The sequence below is a fragment of the Magnetospirillum gryphiswaldense MSR-1 v2 genome (genome assembly GCF_000513295.1).
In the GTDB taxonomy this organism is placed as follows: Bacteria; Pseudomonadota; Alphaproteobacteria; order Rhodospirillales; family Magnetospirillaceae; genus Magnetospirillum; species Magnetospirillum gryphiswaldense.
On record NC_023065.1, the window covers coordinates 115,994 to 135,196 of the forward strand.

The window sequence follows — 19,203 nt, forward strand, 5'->3', positions numbered from 1 at the left end:
CCATTCCGCCGCAGATGGGCAACCAATTGAGCAAGAACAAGATTTCCCTGGACCTGTCGTCCCGATCGCTGATGCGCCGCCTGATCAAGGAGGGCATGCGTCCCTATTTGGGTAAAGTGGTCCTGGCTGCCCTGTGCATGGGCATTTCCGCCGGTGCCACCGCCGGCTACGCCCTGTTGATGGACCCGGTGATCAACGACATTTTCGTCAACAAGCGCGCCGATCTGTTGTGGCCCCTGGCCTTGGCGGTATTGGGGACGTTCGTCGCCAAGTCCTTCGCCGGCTATGGCGAGGCGGTGTTGTTGTCGAAGGTCGGGCTTCAGGTCATCGCCGACATGCAGAACCGTCTGTTCCGCCATCTGATGCGCCTGGACGTGCAGTTTTTCCACGACACCCAGACCGGGCGCATCCTGTCGCGGCTGACCAACGATGTCGCCGCCATGCGTTTCGCCGTTTCCAACGCGCTGACCGGTCTTTGCAAGGATGCCGCCGAGGCCAGTTTCCTGATCGCCGCCATGTTCTACAAGGACTGGCAATTGGCCGCCTTCAGTTTCCTTTTCTTCCCCATCGCCGTGCTGCCCATCGCGCGGTTGGGCAAGCGCATGCGCAAGGTCAGCGCCAATACCCAGGAACAGCAGGCGCAACTGACCATCTATCTGGAGCAGGCCATCCAAGGCATCCGCGTGGTCAAGGCCTACGGCATGGAGGAATACGAAAACCGCAAGGTCGGCGGTCTGGTCGGCACGCTGCGCGATCTCACCTTCAAGGCCGCCCGCGTCCGCTCGGCCTCGTCGCCGATCATGGAATTCCTGGGCGGTTTCGCCATCACCGTGGTCATCGTCTATGGCGGCTCGCGCGTTATCGAGGGGCCGACCACGCCGGGCGCCTTTCTGTCCTTCATCACCGCGCTGATGCTGGCCTATCGCCCGCTCAAGAATTTGGCCAACCTCAACACCAATCTGCAGGAAGGTCTGGCAGCCGCCTCGCGCTGCTTCGCCGTCCTCGATACCGACAGCACCATCAAGGACCGCCCCGGCGCCCAGGATCTGGTGCTTCGTGAAGGCAATGTGCGGTTCCACGGCGTGTTCTTCACCTATGACGGCGTCAAGGCGGCGTTGGACGGGGTCGACATGGACATTCCCGGCGGCAAGACGGTGGCCCTGGTCGGGCCGTCGGGCGCCGGCAAAAGCACCATCTTGAATTTGCTGCCGCGTTTCTACGACGTCACCGACGGCCATATCAGCATCGACGGCGCCGATGTGCGCGACGTGACCATGGACAGTTTGCGGGCGCGCATTTCCCTGGTCAGCCAGGAAATCGTGTTGTTCGACGACACCATCCGCGCCAACATCGCCTATGGTCGTTTTGGTGCCACCGATGAGGAAATCGAGGCGGCGGCGCGGGCGGCGGCGGCCCATGACTTCATCCTGTCGTTGCCGGAAGGCTATGACACCATGGTGGGCGAACGCGGGCTCAACCTGTCGGGCGGTCAGCGCCAGCGTCTGGCCATCGCCCGGGCCATGCTGAAGAACGCCCCCATCTTGCTACTGGACGAAGCCACCAGCGCGCTTGATACCGAATCGGAACGCAATGTGCAGACGGCGCTGGAACATCTGATGAAGGGGCGCACCACCATCGTCATCGCCCATCGTCTGTCCACGGTGGTCAACGCCGATTTGATCCACGTGCTGGATCGCGGGCGGGTGGTGGAATCGGGCGACCACAACGCGTTGTTGGACCATGGCGGCATCTATGCCCGCCTCTACGCCATGCAATTCGCCGAGGAAACCGTCGTCAGCGGTTCCGGTCGCGGCATCTGACCTGGGAGGCACCCAATTGGGCCTGGCCAAGCGCATCGGCAAGAGTGAAACCATTCGCGGCTTTCTGTGCTGGCTGGCCGGCCAATACATCCGGCTGATCTGGCTGACCGGGCGCTGGCGGGTGGAAAACGGCCACATTCCCGCCAGCTATTGGGATCGGGGCCAGCCTTTCATCCTGAGCTTCTGGCATGGCCGGCTGTTAATGATGATGAAAAGCTGGCGGCGCGGCTTGCCCATTTCCATGCTGACCAGCGAGCATCGGGACGGCCAACTGATCGCCCGCACGGCGGCTCCCTTCGGCATCGGCACCATTACCGGATCGTCCACACGGGGCGGTGCCGGCGGCTTGCGGGCGTTGCTGAAGGCGCTGAAAGCCGGCGCCTATGTCGGCATCACTCCCGATGGCCCCAAGGGGCCGCGCATGCGCGCCACCGACGGCATCATCACCTTGGCCAAGCTGTCGGGGGTGCCGATCATCCCCCTGACCTATTCGGCCTCGCCGCGCTGGCTGCTGAAATCGTGGGACCGTTTTTTGGTGCCCGGTCTGTTCGGCCAGGGCGTGTTCATCTGGGGCGAGCCCATCCACGTCGCCCGCGACGCCGACGAGGCGCAGATGGAACACTGGCGCCTGCATCTGGAAAACGCCCTCAACGGTCTGACCGATCAGGCTGACCGGAACGTCGGCGAGCCGATGGTGCCGCCGGCATGATCCATGGGCTGTACCGCATCGCCTCGCATTTGTTGGGGCCGGTCCTTTCGGTTTACCTGAACCGGCGCATGGCGCGCGGCAAGGAAGACCCGCTCCGCTTTTCCGAACGGATGGGGGTGGCCGGCATGGCCCGCCCGCCGGGGCGGCTGGTGTGGCTGCATGCCGCCAGCGTCGGCGAATCGCTGTCACTGCTGCCCTTGGTCGATTGTCTGCTGGCCCGCGACCTGCGGGTGCTGATGACCACCGGTACGGTGACCTCGGCCAAGCTGATGGCGGAACGGCTGCCTGCCTCGGCCATTCACCAGTTCGTGCCGGTGGACCGACCCGCCTGGGTGCGCCGTTTCCTTGATCATTGGCGCCCCGATCTGGTGCTGTGGAGCGAATCCGATTTCTGGCCCAACATCCTGGCCCAGGTCAAGACGCGCGGGGTGCCGCTGATCCTGGTTCAGGGCCGAATTTCGGCCAAATCCCTGGCCGGTTGGCAAAAGGCCAGGGGCTTCATCGCCACCATCTTGGGCCATTTCGATCTGTGCCTGGGACAAACCCCGGACGATGCCGAACGTCTGCGCCAGTTGGGCGGGCGTGATTGCCGTTGCCTGGGCAATCTCAAGCAATCGGTGCCGCCTTTGCCGTGCGAGACGGCGGAACTGGATTCCTTGCGCTGCGTGGTGGGGGAGCGCCCGCTGTGGCTGGCCGCCAGCACCCATGCGGGTGAGGAACGCATCGTCGCCCGCGTCCATGCTCATCTGGTCCAGCGGTTCCCTGCTCTGTTGACGGTGATGGTGCCGCGCCATCCCCATCGCGGCGTCGAGGTGCAGAACGAATTGAAGGCCATGGGTATGACCTGCCATCTGCGCTCGGCCGGCGAGGTCCCCGCCGATGGCATTTATGTGGCCGACACCATGGGCGAATTGGGGCTGTTCTATCGGTTGGCGCCCATCGTCTTCATGGGCAAAAGCCTGAGCGTCGAGGGCGGTCAGAATCCGTTCGAGCCGGCGCGGCTGGGGGCGGCGGTGCTGTTCGGCCCGCGCATGAGCAATTTTCCCGACATGGTGCCGTCCATGCTGGAAAGCGGCGCTGGTGAAATGGTGGTGGATGAAGGTGATCTGGTCCGCGCGGTGGCAGCCTTGCTGGCCGATCCGGCCCTGCTGGCCCGTCGTCGTGCCGCCGCCCAAGCCTGGAGCGAGGCCGAGGCCGGCGCCCTGGACGCGGTGATGCAGGCGTTGTCGCCCTGGTTGGAGAGTTTGGATGCGCGCCCCTGATTTCTGGCGCCATGACGGATTATGGCCGCGCCTGCTGGCGCCGCTGGGGGGGCTTTACGCCCGTGCCGGTCGCCGCCGCCGTCTGGGCGGTGAAGGCTTCGCCGCCGCCATGCCGGTGATCTGCGTCGGCAATATCGTCGCCGGCGGTGCCGGCAAGACCCCGGTCTGCCTTGCCGTCGCCCGGCATTTGCAGGAACGCGGGCGGCAACCGCATTTCCTCACCCGTGGCTATGGCGGCACCGAGGCCGGGCCGCGTCTGGTCGACCCGTTGCGTCATCCGGCATCGCGCGTCGGCGATGAAGCATTGTTGCTGGCGGCCCAGGCGCCCACTTGGGTGGCCCGCCACCGCCCCGACGGCGCGACGGCGGCGGCGGAGATGGGCGCTCAGGTGCTGATCATGGATGACGGTTTTCAGAACGGTTCACTGCGTCAGGATCTGGCGCTGGTGGTGGTGGATGGCGGCTATGGTTTCGGCAATGGCCGGGTCATCCCTGCCGGCCCCTGCCGCGAAAGTGTGGAAGAGGGTATGGCCCGCGCCACGGCCATGGTGCTGATCGGTGATGATCTGACCGGGGCGGCGACCATGGCCGGCGGCAAGACTGTGCTGCGCGCGCGGCTGTGCCCAGGCCCCGAGGCCGCCGATCTGGCGGGGGCGCGGGTGGTGGCCTTTGCCGGTATCGGGCGGCCGGAAAAGTTTTTCGCCACTTTGCGGCAGGCCGGAGCCGATGTGGTGGCGACCCATGCTTTCGCCGATCATCACCCCTATGGCCGTGCTGACGTGGAGCGTTTGCGTCAGCATGCCGCCAGCCTGAACGCGCAGCTCTGGACCACCGCCAAGGATGCGGTTAGGCTGCCGGCCTGGGTGCGGGCGGACGTCCGGGTGTTGACCGTGACCTTGGCTTGGGATGATTCCGCCGCGATCAATGCTTTGCTTGCAGGGATAGTTTGGCCGTGACTGCCGTGATGATCCGCCGCCGGTTGGAAGCCGTGCTCGCTTATGCCGTTCTCGGCTTTTTCGCCGCCTTGCCGGTGGATTGGGCTTCCGGTCTGGGAGGCTTCTTGACGCGCAGTGTCGGGCCTTATCTCAAGGTCTCCAACGTCGCCCGCCGCAATCTGGCCCGGACTTTTCCGGAAAAGTCGGCGGCGGAAATCGAGACCATCGTTACCGAGGTCTGGGATAATCTGGGCCGGGTGGCGGGCGAGTTTCCCCATATCGACTGGTTGATGCACAATCGGGTGGAATTGGTTGGTCGGGAAAATCTGGAATTGCTGCGCGACGACGGTCAGCCCGGCCTGTTCGTCGCCGCCCATTTGGGCAATTGGGAATTGGCCGCCACCACGGCGGTGATGCAGGGCATTCCCATCATCCTGGTCTATCGCGAGGCCAATAACCCGTGGGTGGAAAAGCTGTACCGTCGCTATCGCGCCCATGCGGCGCCGGGCGGGCAGATCGCCAAGGGGCCGGAAGGCGCGCGTGAGATCATGCAGGCGCTGAAATCAGGTGGCCATGTGGGCATGCTGGTCGATCAGAAGATGAATGACGGCATCACGGTCCCGTTTCTGGGGCGCGAGGCGATGACCGCTCCGGCGGTGGGGCGTTTCGCCGTGCGCTTCAAGTGCCCGGTGGTGCCGGCCCGGGTCGAGCGGCTGAAGGGCGCCCATTTCCGTGTCACCATCTGTCCGCCATTGGATCACACCCTATGCGGTGATGCCCATCAGGACACGCTGAACCTGATGACCGTCATCAACGATCAGATCGGCGCCTGGATCCGCGAGCGACCCGGCCAATGGCTGTGGCTGCATAAACGCTGGCCCGAGAATTAAAATAAGGTTGGCGCGCGGCGCGGCCCGTGCCGGGCTCGCTCAGGCGCGGCGCGGGCTTGGGGCGCGAAGCGCGCCCTTTACCGCACCTGAAACACCGGCATGACCACCGGGTAGGGCAGGCGGGCTTCCAACTGGCCGGTGGCCAGTTCGGCGGCGACCTTGGCCAAAGCGCGGTCCCAGGCCGACAGCACAATGTTCACGTCGTCATCGTCATGGGCGTAGCAGACGTTGTGGCTGGCCAGGAACAGCACGCCGTCATGCAGCATCTCGTGGGCGAACAGGGTCTTGATCGCTTCCTTGCGCGCGGTCGGATGATCCTTGACGCTGATGATCTTCCAAGGTGCGCGTCCGACCAGACCGATGATGTCGGACAGGCCGTGGCGCATGGTCAGTTCGGCGACGCCGTCGGCCAGGGTGGTGCCCAGGCTCCACAGCTTTTCGATCACCGGCTCGCGCTCCATCTTGTCGATGGTGGCGATGGCCGCGGCCAGGGACAGGGCCTCGCCGCCAAAGGTGCCGGAAATGAACACGTCCTCCATTTCCCGCATCACGTCGGCGCGACCGGTGATGGCGGAAATGGGCATGCCGTTGCCCATGGCCTTGCCGAACGAGGCCAGATCGGGGGTGATGCCGAACAGCGATTGCGCCCCGCCCAGGGCATAGCGGAAACCGGTGATGACCTCGTCGAACACCAACAACGCGCCGTGGGCGTGCAGCAGATCCTTCAGCCCTTGCAGGTAGCCGGGGGCGGGATCGACGGCGTTCATGGGTTCCATGATCAGGGCGGCGAACTGGCCCTTGTGTTCGCTCAGCAGCCGGTCCACCGCATCCAGGTCGTTATAGGGCACGGTATGGGTGAGCGCCCGCACCGCCTCGGGGATGCCCTTATGGCGCGAGGTGGCGCCGATATACCAATCCTGCCAGCCGTGATAGCCGCAGACGGCAATGCGGTCGCGCCCGGTGAAGGCGCGGGCCAGACGGATGGCGGCGCTGGTGGCGTCGGTGCCGTTCTTGCCGTAGCGGACCTTTTCGGCACACGGGATCAACCGGGTCAGGCGCTCGGCCAGTTCGGTTTCCAAGGTGGTGGGCAGGCTGAAGGAAATGCCGCGGCCTAATTGGTCACGGATGGCCTGATCCACGTCCGCATCCTGATAGCCCAGCACCACCGGCAGCAGGCCGCAAACCATGTCCACATAGCGGTTGCCGTCCACGTCCCACACCCGCCCGCCCTGGCCGTGGGTCACGAACAGGGGCGCGCCTTCCGGGTACTGGATGCGGCTTTTGGAAAAGGTCTGGCTGGCCAGGGGGATGACCTTTTCCGCCCGCTCCAGCCAATATTGCGACCGTTCGGTGCCAAAAAACGGCGGCGATGGCGCTTCGCGCCAGGATTTGGCCCCGCCGGCATTGCGGATGATGCCGGTATTCAATCGGCGCAGCGCCGGATCGGCATCCAGCACTGCCAGCACCTCGAGATAGGAGGGGGCGCGGCCCGGGGCCGGCAATTGCGCCGCCACCGCTTGCAGGAAATCCAGGTCGCGGGCTTCGTCCAGGGTCCAGCGTTCGCTCTCCAGACCCGGTAGCGGGCAGGGGATGCCGCCGATGCGGAAGCGGTCGCGCCGTTCCCGCAGGAACGGGGTGACGTGCTCGCGTTCCGGCCCGGTGCTGGCCTCGGCCATGGCCGCGTCCAGGGCTGGGCGGGTGAACACCTCGCAATCCAGGCCGTCGGGCCAGGTCTGGGGGGTGACGTTGCTGGCGTAATCCAGCTTCTGGCGCTTGAGCAGGGCCAGAACCTGCCCGCAGACCTGCGGGTCGAGAAACGGGCAATCGCCGGTCAGGCGCATGATGATATCGGCGTTTTCGGCCTTGGCCGCCAGGGCGAAGCGGGCCAGCACGTCGTCGAGCGGGCCGCGATGGCAGGTGACGCCGTGATCCGCCGCCCAGGCCGCCAAGCGGTCATCGTCGGCCTGATCGCTGGTGGCCAGCACCACCTTGTCGATGCCGGGAATGGCCTGGGCGGCATGGATGACCCAAGCCAGTGCCGGGCGGTCGCCCAGGGGCAGCAGCACCTTGCCGGGCAGGCGGGTGGAGGACAGGCGGGCCTGGATGATGGCGATGGTTGTCATGCGGGCAATCCGGCTTGGGTGCGGGCGGAAATCAGGCAGTCCAGCACCGCCAGGGCGTCGCGGCCCGAACAGGGCGGCGGGGCGGTGCCGTCGGTGGCGGCAACAAAGGTGGCCATCTCGGTCAGGTAATCGTCGGCATAGGTGCCGGGGAAGGTGGTGTCCTCGATGATCTGGCCGTCGGTGCCCCGCCATTCCAGTCGCCGATTGTCCAGGTCCAGGCGCAGCAGGCCTTTGGTGCCGGCGATTTCGCCGAAACGCTGGCGCGGGCGGGTGATGTAATCCACGTGGATGGACGAGTGGACGTGGCCCGCATGGCCCAGCACCACATCGGCCATGTCCTCGGCCTCCATGCCGATGCTGTGGCTGTGGCCGGCGACACAGGCCAGGACCCGCGCCGGTCCCAGCAGATGGGCGGCCAGATCGATTTCGTGGATGTAGTCGAACAGGGCGCCGCCGGTCTTGGGATCATTGGCGTAGCCCTGGGTCCAGTCCTGGCCGGGGCGCCAGTCGGGCAGGTAAAGCGCGGCGATGAAGCGGCCCCACAACACTTGGCCCAGCAAGTGTTGGTCCAAGATGGCGCGGGCGCGCAAGGTGACCGGGTTGAGGCGCAGCATCATCGCCACCATCACCGTCAGGCCAGCGGCTTCGGCCTGATCCAGCACTTGAGATAGACCATGATTGCCGTGGGCCAGCGGCTTTTCCACCATGACATGGCGGCGGGCTTGGATACAGGCGGTCAGATCGTCCAGATGCCTTTCCGACGGGCTGGCGATCACCACCGCACGGGCCGCCTGGATGGCCGCGTCACGGTCGGCGGTGACCATGCCGCCCTTGGCCGCCAGCAAATCTCGCCGTTCGGGCAGGGGATCGAAGCCGATCACCTGTTGCCCCAGGGCCAGGGCATTGCCCGCATGACGCAGGCCGATACTGCCAAGGCCGAGAACGGCGATCATCGGCGCCCCCTTAAAGCTGCGTGCGGCTGATCATGCTGAGCAGTTCGGCGTCGCTCAGCCACCAATCATTGCTGTCGCTGGCATAGCGGAAATCCTCGGGGACTTCCTTGGCGTCGGCGGGCATGTCGGCCTGGGTCCAGAACGACAGGGCCGGATAGACCAGGTAGCGGTCGGTCAGTTCGCGGGTGGTGCGGGCCTCTTCTTCCGACACCATCACCTCGTGCAGCTTTTCCCCCGGACGGATGCCGATCACCTTGTGCGGCAGGTTGGGGGCCAGACACGACGCCAGATCGGTGATGCGCATGGACGGAATCTTGGGGATGAAAATCTCGCCGCCCCGCATCATGGCATAGCTGGACAGGACGAAATCGACACCCTGTTGAAGGGTGATCCAGAACCGGGTCATGCGTGGATCGGTGATCGGCAGATGGTCGGTGCCCTGGTTCAGCATCTGCTGATAGAACGGCACCACCGAGCCCTTGGACCCCACCACGTTGCCGTAGCGGACGACGGAAAAGCGGGTCTGGGCCCGACCGGCGATGTTGTTGGCGGCGACGAACACCTTTTCCGCCGCCAGCTTGCTGGCACCGTACAGGTTGACCGGGTTCACCGCCTTGTCGGTGGACAGCGCCACCACCGCCTGGACATTGTTGTCGAGTGCGGCGCGCACGACGTTTTCGGCGCCCCAGACATTGGTGTGCAGGCATTCGGTCGGGTTGTATTCGGCCAGCGGCACATGCTTTTGCGCGGCGGCATGGATGACCACGTCGACGCCCTTGAACGCCCGGTTCAACCGGTCGAGATCGCGCACGTCGCCGAGGAAATAGCGGATGGCCTTGAACTTGTGTTCAGGGAAGTCCCGCTGCATCTCGAAATGCTTTTGCTCATCGCGGGAAAACACGATCAGCCGCTCGACGGCATAATTGTCAAGGATGGTGCGGATGAATTGCCGCCCGAACGACCCGGTACCGCCGGTGACCAGGACGGACTTGCCGTCCAGCTTGTTGCCGATGTCGTGGCGGAAGGAATTGAGAATGGCCAAGGTCAACCTCGCATGCTTTGCGGACGTTCTATCCGTGGTTCAAGCATGACGGCACAAAGGTTAAGATTTCCTGGCAGCGGCGTCAGTAGCCGCCGATGATGTCGAAGATCCCCTTGCTCTGGCCGATGGGCTGGGCCATGAACATCTGCTGGATGTAGTTGGTGGCCTGGTTCGAGGTCAGCGCCAGCGAGTTCACCGACAGGTCGAAACGGGCCTTGGCCGCCTTTTTCTCGGCGGTCTTGGCCTCGATGATTTCGATCGACTTGGATTCAAAGTCGCTTTGGGCCTGTTCCTGGGTCAAGCCCAGCTTGCTGAGCGCGCCACTGAGCTGCGCCTCGGCGATGCCCCACTGGGTTTCGGCCATGCGCACCCGCTCGATGGCGTCGTCGATGGCCGCCTTGGCGTTGTCCTGGTCGGTGGCGGTGGCGAAGTTATTGTAGCCCCAGGCACTGAGCACGCCGCCGCCACCCTTGTGCAGGGTGCCGGTATGGGTGGTGCCGCCGACATCGAAACTGATCTGGTCGCCGGTGATGGTGACGTTGCTGATGTCCTCGAACTTGGTCCCGCCCACCGCGCCGCCCGACAGAGTGTTTTCGGCGAGGTCGGGGCGCACGGTGCCGCTGCCATCATCCAACTCGATGGAATAGTCGTTGCCGAGGAAATAGTGCTTGAGCTCGATCTGATAGCTGCCGGCCGAGAACAGTTCCGGCCTGTCGGGCCAAGTGTTGGAATTGGTGCGGTTGTTGGAGGTGAGCAGGCTATTGTCCAGCCACGACGAGCCGACCATGGTGGTCAGGGTCGAATAGGCGTAATCGAAGGCCTCGGCCGAGCCCAGATTGGCGGCGTTGCGCATCTCGATCAGCTTGTTGCGGAGGTCGTCCATCTTGCCCAGCGCGGTCTGCACCCGCTGATAGGGAGCGGCGATCTCGGCCTTGGCGTTGACGGCGGCTTCCAGCTTGGCTTCGTAATCGGCCTGGGCAGAGCCGTCGTACTTGTCCTCGATGCGTTCGTATTCCCTTTTCAGGCGGTCAGCCTGCGCCACCTTCACGCGCAACAGCGCGTTGTCGGAGTTGTAGGTGTAAAGGCTATGCTGCGTTTGCAGTAGCGAGGATATGTCCGCCATGGATCACCTGCCTAAGGTCGACGTTCTATCGCCTGCGCCCGGCTCTTTTCCGGGCTGTCAGCGCTGGGCTTGGCCCGGCACGGTTGGTTCTCTCCGACTGATACTGTAGCATCGGCGGGTGTGAAAGTCGTCAATATTTTTGTACCGATTGCCGCCGCCCCCACTTCGGTGGTAGGATAAACCTAGCAGAAGTGCATATGGCTGCGGATTCGCGGCCATCGTGACGGAAAGCGCACGGTCATGGAAGCGGTTAGCAGATCCGTCGGTCGGTTGGACGACCTCTACGCCCTGACGCAAGTCACCGGGGCGCCGTTCCGTCGTTTCGGCCAAGTGGTCAGCAACCTCGACGCGCAGACGTCGACCAGCCAGCGCACCTATACCTTGGCCGAGGGCCGTTTGGCCAGTCAGGCGGCGGTCGACGCCGCCGCCGACGTGCTCGATTCGCTCTATGTCATCCGTGACAAACTGGGCATCGCCGATGGTTTGAGCGTCCCCAGCCAGCGCGGTGATGCCAGCCGTTTCTCGGTACAGACCGACATCACCACCTTGTTGGGCGGTATCGACCAAAGGGTGGCGCGGGCCTCGGTGTCCGGCCTCAATCTGGTGTCGCAGCCCAGCACCGCCATCCGCATCCAGACCACCGACCTGGGCGGGGTCTCCACGGTGACCAGCCAGCCTTTGGACAGTCGCAGCCTGGGGCTGTCGGGACTGAGCGTCATCGACCAAAGCGCCACCGAAGCGGCCCGCATCGCCGTCGATCGGGCCATTCGGCAGGTATCGACCCGGTACGAGGCCTTGTCCAACGCCGTGCAGGGGCTCCGGTACGACGACGGCATCAATTCGGGGTTGGTGGGGGCCTTGTCCAGCTTCGGTCGCGGCGACGGGGCGACCTCTTACTCCGCCTCCGCCACGGCCACCTCCTCTTCCTCCGCGGCCTTGCGTCGCGGTTCCTTGGTCAATCTCAGAGCGTGACAGCCATGCCCGGCTTTCGCTATAAGGCGCCGGCGCATCTTGGGAGGTTCCATGGAAAACCGTGAAATGTATGACGAGATCAACGCTCTGATCGGCGCCGTCGCCAAGGCGTTCGACACCAGCGAGGCCGATGTCGTCACCGCCATCGAACAGGGCCGTCTGGGCATGGAAATGATGGTGGACGACGAGGGGCGCAACTTCATCCAGGCCAGCCTGGACGAACGCTCGGTCCGCGTCTATCAGGGAGCCATCTTCCGCGAAGATGACGACGGTGCCGATCTCGCCGCCGATGACGACGAGGATTGTGGCGGCGGGGGCTGTACCTGTGGGCATTGATGCCCCTTTAAGTCAGCTTTTGGCGTCCCCATGTGCTCTTGGTAAAGCGATTCGCTTGCAAGGGGAGTACCGGAGATGCAAACCGCGACCCATACCAGCGTCCATCACAACCCCCATATCCGTTCCATCACCCTGAACCACCCATGGCATTGGCTGTCGGCGGGGTGGGCGGACATGTGTGCCAATCCCGCTGTCAGCTATTTGTATGGCGGTCTGTTCACCGCCATCGGTTTCGGCCTGTTCTACGGTCTGGACGCGGTGGGGATGAGCTATCTGATTTTGCCTTTGGCCTTCGGCTTCGCCCTGATCGGCCCGGTCGCCGCCGTCGGCCTTTATGAAACCAGTCGTCGCCATCAGGACGATTGCGGCACCAATCTGGGCGACGCCTTGGTCGCCATTCGCCGCAACCCCACCCAGATCGCTCTGGTCGGGGCCTTTCTGCTGATCGCCTTCCTCGCCTGGGTGCGGTTGGCCATGCTGGAATTCATGCTGTTTTTCGGCTCGGCCCCGCCGTCGCTGGACCGATTGGTCGATACTATCTTGCTGTCGCCGCAAAGCCTGGCCTTCCTGCTGGTGGGGCTGGTCAGCGGCGGCGTTCTGGCCTTGGGCGTTTTCGCCATGACCGCCATCGCCGTACCCATGCTGCTGCATCGCACCGATTGCGACGCCATGACCGCCATGCTCACCAGTGTCGACGCGGTACGCCGCAACTGGCGGCCAATGATGCTGTGGGCCGGGCTGATCTCGTTTTTCACCTTGTTTGGCATGGCCCTGTTTTTTGTCGGCCTGATCGTCACCTTGCCGTTGATCGGCCATGCCAGTTGGCATGCCTATCGTGATCTGGTGGAGTGACTTTTATCCGGTCCGGGCGCATGCTGTCGCCGGTTTGACAGGCGCCGGGGGCCGAATTCATGGAAAACGGATTGCGGGTGAAGGTGGAGGGCGCGGTGGCGGTGGTAACGCTGAGCCGGCCCCAGGTGCACAACGCCCTGGACGAGGCGCTGGTGGTCAACCTGACCCAGGCGTTCCAGAAATTGGGGGTGGCCGAGGCGGTGCGGGTCATCGTGCTCGAGGCCGAGGGCACAACCTTCTGCGCCGGTCTTGACGTGGCTTGGGTGCGCCGTTCCATGGATGGCGGCAAGGACCACAATCAGCGCGACGCCATGATGCTGGCGGTGTTGATGGATGCCATCGACCGTTGTCCCAAGCCGGTGATCGCGGTGGTCGCCGGTAGCGCCTTGGGCGGCGGTGTCGGTCTGGTCGCCGCCGCCGACATCGTCCTGGCCTCGGAAGAGGTGGGCTTCGCCCTGACCGAGGTCCGGTTGGGGCTGGAACCCACCATCATCGGCCCGCAACTGGTGGCCGCCATGGGGGCGCGGGCGTGCCGGCGCTATTGGCTGACGGCGGAACGTTTCGATGCGCGCGAGGCGTTTCGGCTGGGTCTGGTCCATGCGGTGTTCCCCGCCGACAAATTGGCCGAGGCCCGCGATCGCATGGTCGAAAGCTGTCTGAAAGGGGCGCCCAAGGCCCAGGCCGGCGCCAAGGAAGCCATCCGCGTCATCGACGAGGCGGAAAGCGGCCCCGATCTGATGCGGCTGATCGCCCATCGCTTCGCCGAGCAACGGGTGGGCGACGAGGGACGCGAAGGCTTGGCCGCCTTTGTCGAAAAGCGCAAACCCGGCTGGAGCACTTGACCAGGGCTGACGGTGCTGCTTCCCTGAACGCCCATCAGCGGAGGTCTGCCTATGCTTGCCGAATGTCTTGCCGGAACCCGGGTTCTTGACCTGACCCAATACATCCCCGGTCCCTTCGCCACTCAATGGCTGGCCGATCTGGGGGCCGAGGTGGTCAAGGTCGAACCTCCCGCCGGTGACCCCATGCGGACAATGGGGCCGGTGGATGCCGACGGCACCACTTCCTTTTACAAGCTGGCCAACCGCAACAAGGTGGTGGTTCGGCTGGATCTGAAGACCGAACCGGGCAAGGCTGGCCTGACCAAGCTGCTGGCCGCCGCCGACGTGCTGGTGGAAGCCTATCGCCCCGGCGTGCTCGACCGCCTGGGTTTTTCCGCCGATGAACTGGCCCGCATCAATCCACGGCTGATCCATTGTTCGCTGTCCGGCTATGGCCAGACCGGCCCCCATGCTCCGGTGGCCGGCCATGACCTCACTTATGTGGCGCTGACCGGCGGGCTGTTCGCCTCGGGCATCGCCGGGCGTCCGGTGATGACCTTCCCGCCCCTGGCCGACCATGCCGGGGCCATGCTGGCGGTGCAGGGGGTTTTGGCGGCGCTGCTGCGCCGGGGCCGTACCGGCAAGGGCGCGCGGTTGGATATCAGCCTGTCCGAGGCGGCGCTGTCGTGGATGGGCGGTGTGCTGACCGCGGCCCATCGCGGCGGCGAGGCCCGGCGCGAACACGACATCATCAACGGCGGCGCTGCCTTCTATCGCATCTATCGTACCGGTGACGGGCGCTTCGTCGCCTTGGGCGCCATCGAGGAAAAATTCTGGCGCGGCTTCTGCGTGGCGGTGGGGCGCGAGGAATGGATTCACCGCCAATTCGAGCCCATGCCGCAAAACGAGCTGATCGCCGAATTGGAGGCGCTGTTCCTGACCCGCACCCGCGATGACTGGGCGGCGCTTTTGTGTCCCGCCGATTGCTGTTTCGAGCCGGTACTGGAACCGGCGGAGGCCGCCCATCATCCGCAATGGAAAGAGCGCGATCTGATCCATGTGGGCAAGGACAAGGACGATGTGGCGGAAGTGCTGCTGCCGGTGTTCCTGGACGGCGCCCGCGCCCATGATCGCCGCCCGTTCAAGGAAGACGACGTCCAGGCGGTGCTGGCCACATGGCGTTGACCCTGCCCATCCATGGCGGTGACCTGATGGCTGCCGAAGCCCGCTGGGGCAAGCCCGTCGCCGGCTGGCTGGACTTGTCCACCGGCATCAATCCCTGGCCCTATCCGGTCGGGTCCCTGTCCGCCGATGTCTGGCACCGGTTGCCGGGGGCGCTCGAGGACGGCGCCTTGCGGGCCGCCGCCGCCGCCGCCTATGGCTGCCGTCCCGATCAGGTGCTGGCCACACCCGGTTCCAGCGCCGTCATCCAGGCCCTGGCCCGCAGTCAATCGCCCCGCCGGGTGGCAGTGGTGTCGCCCACCTATGGCGAACACGCCGCCGCCTGGGCCTTGGCCGGCCACGCGGTGAGCGAAGTTTCGGTGCCCGCCGACGCGGACGGCGCCGACGTGCTGGTGCTGGTCAATCCCAATAATCCCGACGGTCGCACCCATGCTCCCGCCGACATCCTGGCCCTGACGGCGCGTTTCGCCCTGGTGGTGGTGGACGAGGCCTTCGGCGAAGTGATGCCGCATCTGTCGGTGGCCGGACATTTGCGGCCCGGTCTGGTGGTGCTGCATTCCTTCGGCAAGTTCTATGGTCTGGCCGGGCTGCGCCTGGGTTTTTGCCTGGGAATGCCCGATCTGTTGGTTGGTCTGGCGGCGCAATTGGGGCCGTGGCCGGTCTCGGGGCCGGCTTTGGCCATCGGCGCCACCGCCTTGGCCGACAGGGTCTGGGCCGAGGCCAGCCGCGCCCATCTGGCCCATGCCGCCGCCCGTCTGGATACGGTGTTGGCCGCTGCCGGTCTGCGGGCGGTGGGTGGTACCAGCCTGTTCCGGCTGGTCGAACATCCCGATGCCGCCGGTCTTTATGATCGTCTGGGCCGCGCCGGCATCCTGGTCCGCGCCTTCGCCCATCGCCCCACCTGGCTGCGCTTCGGCCTGCCCGGCGGCGAAGCGGCCTTGCGCCGGCTGGAACAGGCCCTGTCATGAAGCTGGTGGCCTTCGACGGCGACGACACCTTGTGGCACAACGAGCCGTTATTCTGGGCCACCCAGGACCGTTTCAAGGCCTTGCTGGAACCCTATTGCCCGCCCGAGCATCTGGCGGAACGGCTATTGGCCACCGAGGTGGCCAATCTGGGATTGTTCGGCTACGGCATCAAGGGCTTCGTCCTGTCCATGATCGAAACCGCCATCCAGGTGTCGGACGGCCAAGTGCCGAATACGGTGATCCATGAACTGATCGAGCGCGGCAAGCACATGCTGGCCCATCCGGTCCATCTGCTCGATCAGGTGGCCGAGACGGTGGCGACGGTCAAGGCCGGCGGTCACCGGGTGATCCTCATCACCAAGGGCGATCTGATGGATCAGGAAGCCAAGCTGGCCCGCTCCGGTCTGGCCGATCTGTTCGCGGCGGTGGAGGTGGTCAGCGAAAAGGACGAGGCCTTGTACCGGCGGCTGTTCGCCAAGCACGGCAGCGGCTGCGAGGCTTGCGTCATGGTCGGCAATTCGGTGCGTTCGGATATTCTACCGGTGCTGGCGGCAGGGGGCTGGGCGGTTCATATTCCCTATGCCGGCCCGGTGTGGGCGCATGAACGGGCCGAGCCGCCGCTGCATCATCCCCGCTATGCGCGGCTGGATGGCATGGGCGGGCTGCCCGGCTGGCTGTCAGAACAATAGAACGTTGTCTTCCTGGGCGTGCGAGACGGTCAGTTCTTCCATCACCTCATGTCCATAACGCACGACGACGCTGGAATGCGGACAGTACCCGGCGATTTCGCGGGCGAACTGGATCAGATAGAAGCTTTCACTGGTGCTGATCTTGCCGTTGCGCTTTTGACTGGGGGCAATGGTGACGGTACGCGGCATCTCTCTCTCCGGCTTTGTTCGGTGAGAGAATCATACGATGGTGATGCCAACTCAATATAATGGGTATGTGAATAGCACGTAAAAGCTGACCCAGGCGGAGCCATGGTTCCATGCACCGGGTGCATGGCAACGGGGCGAGCACGTCCATAGGACAGGTCAAGTCCGTGCAGAAATCTAGAAGGGGGAATGGGGCGAGTGATCGGATTCGAACCGACGACATCCAGGACCACAACCTGGCGCTCTAACCGACTGAGCTACACCCGCCACCGGGAAGGCCGCATGTGTACCTAAAGCCGGGGTATGCCGTCAAGGGGCGAATTTGCACTTTGTCCGTCATTCAACTTTCACCCCGCTGCTGGGGCGTCCGGCTAAACTGTCGGCCATGCCCCGCACGCAAGGATTTCGCCCCATGAGCAACGACGATATCGGTGTCAATCCCTCGACCGAACCCAGCTTTTCGGCGCTGGTCGACATGGCCCTGTCGCGGCGTACCGTCTTGGGCGGCATCGCCGCCGCCGCCTTGGTGCGGCAGGTGGATTTCTCCACCCCCGCCCGCGCCGCCGGCATGGCCGGTCCCAGCCTGACCTTCGCCGAGGCGCCGCACAGCATCGGCGAAAGCCATCAGGTGGCGCCGGGCTATGATGCCAGCGTGCTGATCCGCTGGGGCGACAAGGTGCTGGCCGATGCGCCCAGTTTCGATCCGTTGGGCCAGAGCGCCGCCGCCCAGGCTCGCCAATTCGGCTACAACAACGACTTCTTGGGTTATTGCCCGCTGCCGGCGGGGTCGGGGGCGTCGGATCACGGCCTGCTGGTGGTCAACCACGAATACACCGATTCCTGGCTGATGTTCCCCGGTCTGACGGAAAAGGACGGCGCCACCAAGGTGACGCGGGAACAGGCGCAGATCGAACTGGCCGCCCATGGCCTGTCGGTGATCGAGATCCGCAAGTTGAACGGCCATTGGCGGGTGGTCGAGGATTCGGCCTATGCCCGCCGCATCACCTTGGATACCGCCATGGCGGTATCCGGTCCCGCCGCCGGCCATGACCGGTTGAAGACCAAGGATGACCCGTCTGGGCGCTTGGTGCTGGGGACGTTGAACAATTGCGCCGGCGGCCTGACCCCTTGGGGCACCATCCTGACGGCGGAAGAGAATTTCCATCAGTATTTCGCAGGCGTGCCGCAAGGGCCGGAGGCGGCGGCACACAAGCGCTTGGGGCTTGTCGGCAAGCCGGAATATTCCTGGGGACAGTATTTCGACCGCTTCGACGTGACGCGCGAGCCGAACGAACCCAACCGTTTCGGCTGGCTGGTGGAAGTGGACCCCTATGACCCCAAGGCGCAGCCGGTCAAGCGCACCGCGCTCGGTCGTTTCAAGCACGAGGCTGCCAATGTGGTGGTCAATGCCAATGGCCGGGTCAGCGTCTATTCCGGCGACGACGAACGGTTCGAATACCTCTACCGTTTCGTGTCGCGCGATCGGGTCGATCTGCTCAATCGCGCCAACAACCGCCGCCTGCTCGATGACGGCATCCTCTATGTGGCCAAGTTCCACGCCGACGGGCGGCTGACCTGGCTGCCCTTGATTTTCGGCAATGGCCCGCTCAACCCTGGCAACGGCTTCCACTCCCAGGCCGACGTGGTGATCGAGGCGCGCCGTGCCGCCGATCTGATGGGCGCCACCCCCATGGACCGGCCCGAGGACGTCGAGACCAACCCGGTCACCGGCAAGGTCTATATGATGTGTACCAACAACACCAACCGTAAGGCCGAACAGACCGATGCCGCCAATCCGCGCGCCAACAACGTTCACGGTCACGTGATCGAGATGGTGCCGGCCATGGTCGACGGTCAGCCCGACCATACCGCCTTGGACTACACGTGGTCGGTGTTCCTGTTGGCCGGTCCCAAGGGTCAGGGGCGCTATCACCCGGAAACCTCGGAATCCGGCTGGATGTCGGCACCCGACAATTTGGCTTTCGATCCGGCGGGACGGTTGTGGATTTCCACCGACCAGGGCTCGGCCCAGGCGACCAACAACATTCCCGATGGCATGTATGCCATGGAAACCGAAGGGCCGTTCCGCGCCCTGTCCAAGTTCTTCTACGCCTGTCCGCGTGGGGCGGAAATGTGCGGCCCCATGTTCACGCCCGACGGCAAGACGCTGTTCGTCGCCGTTCAGCATCCGGGCGAGAACAAAGGCTCGACCTTCGACGCGCCGTCCACCCGCTTTCCCGATTTTCAGCCGGGCATGCCGCCGCGTCCGTCGGTGGTCGCCATCACCAAAAAGGATGGCGGGGTGATCGGGTCATAGGCATGATGGTCGGGGGGCGTAGGG

General features: G+C 64.8%; 18 protein-coding genes and 1 tRNA gene. 13 read left to right on the forward strand and 6 right to left on the reverse strand.

All coding sequences use genetic code 11. The features are described 5' to 3' along the window. The first annotated feature begins 14 nt into the window (after nucleotides 1-14). Genes MGMSRV2_RS00625 through MGMSRV2_RS00645 form a run of 5 tightly spaced genes read left to right on the forward strand, consistent with a single transcriptional unit; the run spans nucleotide 15 to nucleotide 5,615 of the window. The gene (locus tag MGMSRV2_RS00625; RefSeq protein WP_024078384.1) at nucleotides 15-1,820 is read left to right on the forward strand and encodes an ABC transporter ATP-binding protein; all 1,806 of its coding nucleotides are present in this window, start codon (nucleotides 15-17) and stop codon (nucleotides 1,818-1,820) included. Between the two features lie 16 nt (nucleotides 1,821-1,836). Beyond that, nucleotides 1,837-2,529, forward strand: coding sequence for a lysophospholipid acyltransferase family protein (locus MGMSRV2_RS00630; RefSeq protein WP_024078385.1), 693 nt, complete (start codon nucleotides 1,837-1,839; stop codon nucleotides 2,527-2,529). Then, nucleotides 2,526-3,791 carry a 3-deoxy-D-manno-octulosonic acid transferase gene (locus MGMSRV2_RS00635; protein WP_024078386.1) on the forward strand — a complete coding sequence of 422 codons (1,266 nt, stop codon included), beginning with the start codon at nucleotides 2,526-2,528 and terminating at the stop codon, nucleotides 3,789-3,791. Before MGMSRV2_RS00630 ends, MGMSRV2_RS00635 begins: the two co-directional genes overlap by 4 nt. Further along, on the forward strand, nucleotides 3,778-4,746 hold the full coding sequence (lpxK, locus tag MGMSRV2_RS00640) for a tetraacyldisaccharide 4'-kinase (protein ID WP_024078387.1): 969 nt from the start codon (nucleotides 3,778-3,780) through the stop codon (nucleotides 4,744-4,746). The genes MGMSRV2_RS00635 and lpxK overlap by 14 nt, the downstream gene beginning before the upstream one ends. Continuing rightward, entirely contained in the window at nucleotides 4,743-5,615 is an 873-nt protein-coding gene (locus MGMSRV2_RS00645) for a lysophospholipid acyltransferase family protein (protein ID WP_024078388.1), read from the forward strand. Before lpxK ends, MGMSRV2_RS00645 begins: the two co-directional genes overlap by 4 nt. 77 nt (nucleotides 5,616-5,692) lie before the next feature. Here the strand turns inward: MGMSRV2_RS00645 and MGMSRV2_RS00650 are convergent, their stop codons facing one another. The 4 genes from MGMSRV2_RS00650 to MGMSRV2_RS00665 all read right to left on the reverse strand — a co-directional run bounded on the left by MGMSRV2_RS00650 (nucleotide 5,693) and on the right by MGMSRV2_RS00665 (nucleotide 10,856). Further along, a complete protein-coding gene (locus MGMSRV2_RS00650; protein WP_024078389.1) occupies nucleotides 5,693-7,738 on the reverse strand; it encodes an aminotransferase class III-fold pyridoxal phosphate-dependent enzyme in 2,046 nt (681 codons plus the stop codon). Continuing rightward, nucleotides 7,735-8,691: a Gfo/Idh/MocA family protein gene (locus MGMSRV2_RS00655; protein WP_024078390.1), complete on the reverse strand. Its 957-nt coding sequence runs from the start codon at nucleotides 8,689-8,691 to the stop codon at nucleotides 7,735-7,737. The genes MGMSRV2_RS00650 and MGMSRV2_RS00655 overlap by 4 nt, the downstream gene beginning before the upstream one ends. Before the next feature lie 10 nt (nucleotides 8,692-8,701). Further along, entirely contained in the window at nucleotides 8,702-9,739 is a 1,038-nt protein-coding gene (gene pseB, locus MGMSRV2_RS00660) for a UDP-N-acetylglucosamine 4,6-dehydratase (inverting) (RefSeq protein WP_024078391.1), read from the reverse strand. 76 nt (nucleotides 9,740-9,815) lie between these two features. Further along, complete coding sequence (locus MGMSRV2_RS00665; protein WP_024078392.1) at nucleotides 9,816-10,856, reverse strand: hypothetical protein; 1,041 nt, start codon at nucleotides 10,854-10,856, stop codon at nucleotides 9,816-9,818. A 240-nt stretch (nucleotides 10,857-11,096) separates the two neighbouring features. Here MGMSRV2_RS00665 and MGMSRV2_RS00670 point away from each other — a divergent pair, with 240 nt between their 5' ends. From MGMSRV2_RS00670 to MGMSRV2_RS00700, 7 genes are all read left to right on the forward strand, one after another. Continuing rightward, nucleotides 11,097-11,828 carry a hypothetical protein gene (locus MGMSRV2_RS00670; protein WP_024078393.1) on the forward strand — a complete coding sequence of 244 codons (732 nt, stop codon included), beginning with the start codon at nucleotides 11,097-11,099 and terminating at the stop codon, nucleotides 11,826-11,828. 51 nt (nucleotides 11,829-11,879) lie between these two features. Continuing rightward, nucleotides 11,880-12,164 carry a hypothetical protein gene (locus MGMSRV2_RS00675; RefSeq protein WP_024078394.1) on the forward strand — a complete coding sequence of 95 codons (285 nt, stop codon included), beginning with the start codon at nucleotides 11,880-11,882 and terminating at the stop codon, nucleotides 12,162-12,164. 75 nt (nucleotides 12,165-12,239) lie between these two features. Further along, the gene (locus MGMSRV2_RS00680) at nucleotides 12,240-13,016 is read left to right on the forward strand and encodes a DUF2189 domain-containing protein (protein WP_024078395.1); all 777 of its coding nucleotides are present in this window, start codon (nucleotides 12,240-12,242) and stop codon (nucleotides 13,014-13,016) included. 59 nt (nucleotides 13,017-13,075) lie between these two features. Next, complete coding sequence (locus MGMSRV2_RS00685; RefSeq protein ID WP_024078396.1) at nucleotides 13,076-13,858, forward strand: enoyl-CoA hydratase-related protein; 783 nt, start codon at nucleotides 13,076-13,078, stop codon at nucleotides 13,856-13,858. Between the two features lie 51 nt (nucleotides 13,859-13,909). Continuing rightward, entirely contained in the window at nucleotides 13,910-15,022 is a 1,113-nt protein-coding gene (locus MGMSRV2_RS00690; RefSeq protein WP_024078397.1) for a CoA transferase, read from the forward strand. Then, nucleotides 15,013-15,987, forward strand: coding sequence for a threonine-phosphate decarboxylase CobD (cobD, locus tag MGMSRV2_RS00695; protein WP_024078398.1), 975 nt, complete (start codon nucleotides 15,013-15,015; stop codon nucleotides 15,985-15,987). Before MGMSRV2_RS00690 ends, cobD begins: the two co-directional genes overlap by 10 nt. After that, complete coding sequence (locus MGMSRV2_RS00700) at nucleotides 15,984-16,676, forward strand: HAD family hydrolase (RefSeq protein ID WP_024078399.1); 693 nt, start codon at nucleotides 15,984-15,986, stop codon at nucleotides 16,674-16,676. Before cobD ends, MGMSRV2_RS00700 begins: the two co-directional genes overlap by 4 nt. Here the strand turns inward: MGMSRV2_RS00700 and MGMSRV2_RS00705 are convergent. Together MGMSRV2_RS00705 and MGMSRV2_RS00710 are read right to left on the reverse strand one after the other, a co-directional pair. Next, nucleotides 16,665-16,865, reverse strand: a complete 201-nt coding sequence (locus MGMSRV2_RS00705) for a hypothetical protein (protein ID WP_024078400.1) — start codon at nucleotides 16,863-16,865, stop codon at nucleotides 16,665-16,667. The genes MGMSRV2_RS00700 and MGMSRV2_RS00705 overlap by 12 nt on opposite strands. A gap of 187 nt (nucleotides 16,866-17,052) precedes the next feature. After that, nucleotides 17,053-17,129: transfer RNA gene (locus MGMSRV2_RS00710), tRNA-His, on the reverse strand. A gap of 145 nt (nucleotides 17,130-17,274) precedes the next feature. Here MGMSRV2_RS00710 and MGMSRV2_RS00715 point away from each other — a divergent pair. After that, the gene (locus tag MGMSRV2_RS00715) at nucleotides 17,275-19,179 is read left to right on the forward strand and encodes a PhoX family protein (protein ID WP_024078401.1); all 1,905 of its coding nucleotides are present in this window, start codon (nucleotides 17,275-17,277) and stop codon (nucleotides 19,177-19,179) included. Nucleotides 19,180-19,203: the final 24 nt, after the last annotated feature.

What these genes read in the sequence shown, in the direction of transcription:
- MGMSRV2_RS00625 (WP_024078384.1), top strand. Translation starts at nt 15, where the DNA reads ATGGGCAACCAATTGAGCAAGAACAAGATTTCCCTGGACCTGTCGTCC.
- MGMSRV2_RS00635 (WP_024078386.1), top strand. Translation starts at nt 2,526, where the DNA reads ATGATCCATGGGCTGTACCGCATCGCCTCGCATTTGTTGGGGCCGGTC.
- lpxK (WP_024078387.1), top strand. Translation starts at nt 3,778, where the DNA reads ATGCGCGCCCCTGATTTCTGGCGCCATGACGGATTATGGCCGCGCCTG.
- MGMSRV2_RS00650 (WP_024078389.1), bottom strand. Translation starts at nt 7,738, where the DNA reads ATGACAACCATCGCCATCATCCAGGCCCGCCTGTCCTCCACCCGCCTG.
- MGMSRV2_RS00655 (WP_024078390.1), bottom strand. Translation starts at nt 8,691, where the DNA reads ATGATCGCCGTTCTCGGCCTTGGCAGTATCGGCCTGCGTCATGCGGGC.
- MGMSRV2_RS00665 (WP_024078392.1), bottom strand. Translation starts at nt 10,856, where the DNA reads ATGGCGGACATATCCTCGCTACTGCAAACGCAGCATAGCCTTTACACC.
- MGMSRV2_RS00670 (WP_024078393.1), top strand. Translation starts at nt 11,097, where the DNA reads ATGGAAGCGGTTAGCAGATCCGTCGGTCGGTTGGACGACCTCTACGCC.
- MGMSRV2_RS00675 (WP_024078394.1), top strand. Translation starts at nt 11,880, where the DNA reads ATGGAAAACCGTGAAATGTATGACGAGATCAACGCTCTGATCGGCGCC.
- MGMSRV2_RS00680 (WP_024078395.1), top strand. Translation starts at nt 12,240, where the DNA reads ATGCAAACCGCGACCCATACCAGCGTCCATCACAACCCCCATATCCGT.
- MGMSRV2_RS00685 (WP_024078396.1), top strand. Translation starts at nt 13,076, where the DNA reads ATGGAAAACGGATTGCGGGTGAAGGTGGAGGGCGCGGTGGCGGTGGTA.
- MGMSRV2_RS00690 (WP_024078397.1), top strand. Translation starts at nt 13,910, where the DNA reads ATGCTTGCCGAATGTCTTGCCGGAACCCGGGTTCTTGACCTGACCCAA.
- cobD (WP_024078398.1), top strand. Translation starts at nt 15,013, where the DNA reads ATGGCGTTGACCCTGCCCATCCATGGCGGTGACCTGATGGCTGCCGAA.
- MGMSRV2_RS00700 (WP_024078399.1), top strand. Translation starts at nt 15,984, where the DNA reads ATGAAGCTGGTGGCCTTCGACGGCGACGACACCTTGTGGCACAACGAG.
- MGMSRV2_RS00705 (WP_024078400.1), bottom strand. Translation starts at nt 16,865, where the DNA reads ATGCCGCGTACCGTCACCATTGCCCCCAGTCAAAAGCGCAACGGCAAG.
- MGMSRV2_RS00715 (WP_024078401.1), top strand. Translation starts at nt 17,275, where the DNA reads ATGAGCAACGACGATATCGGTGTCAATCCCTCGACCGAACCCAGCTTT.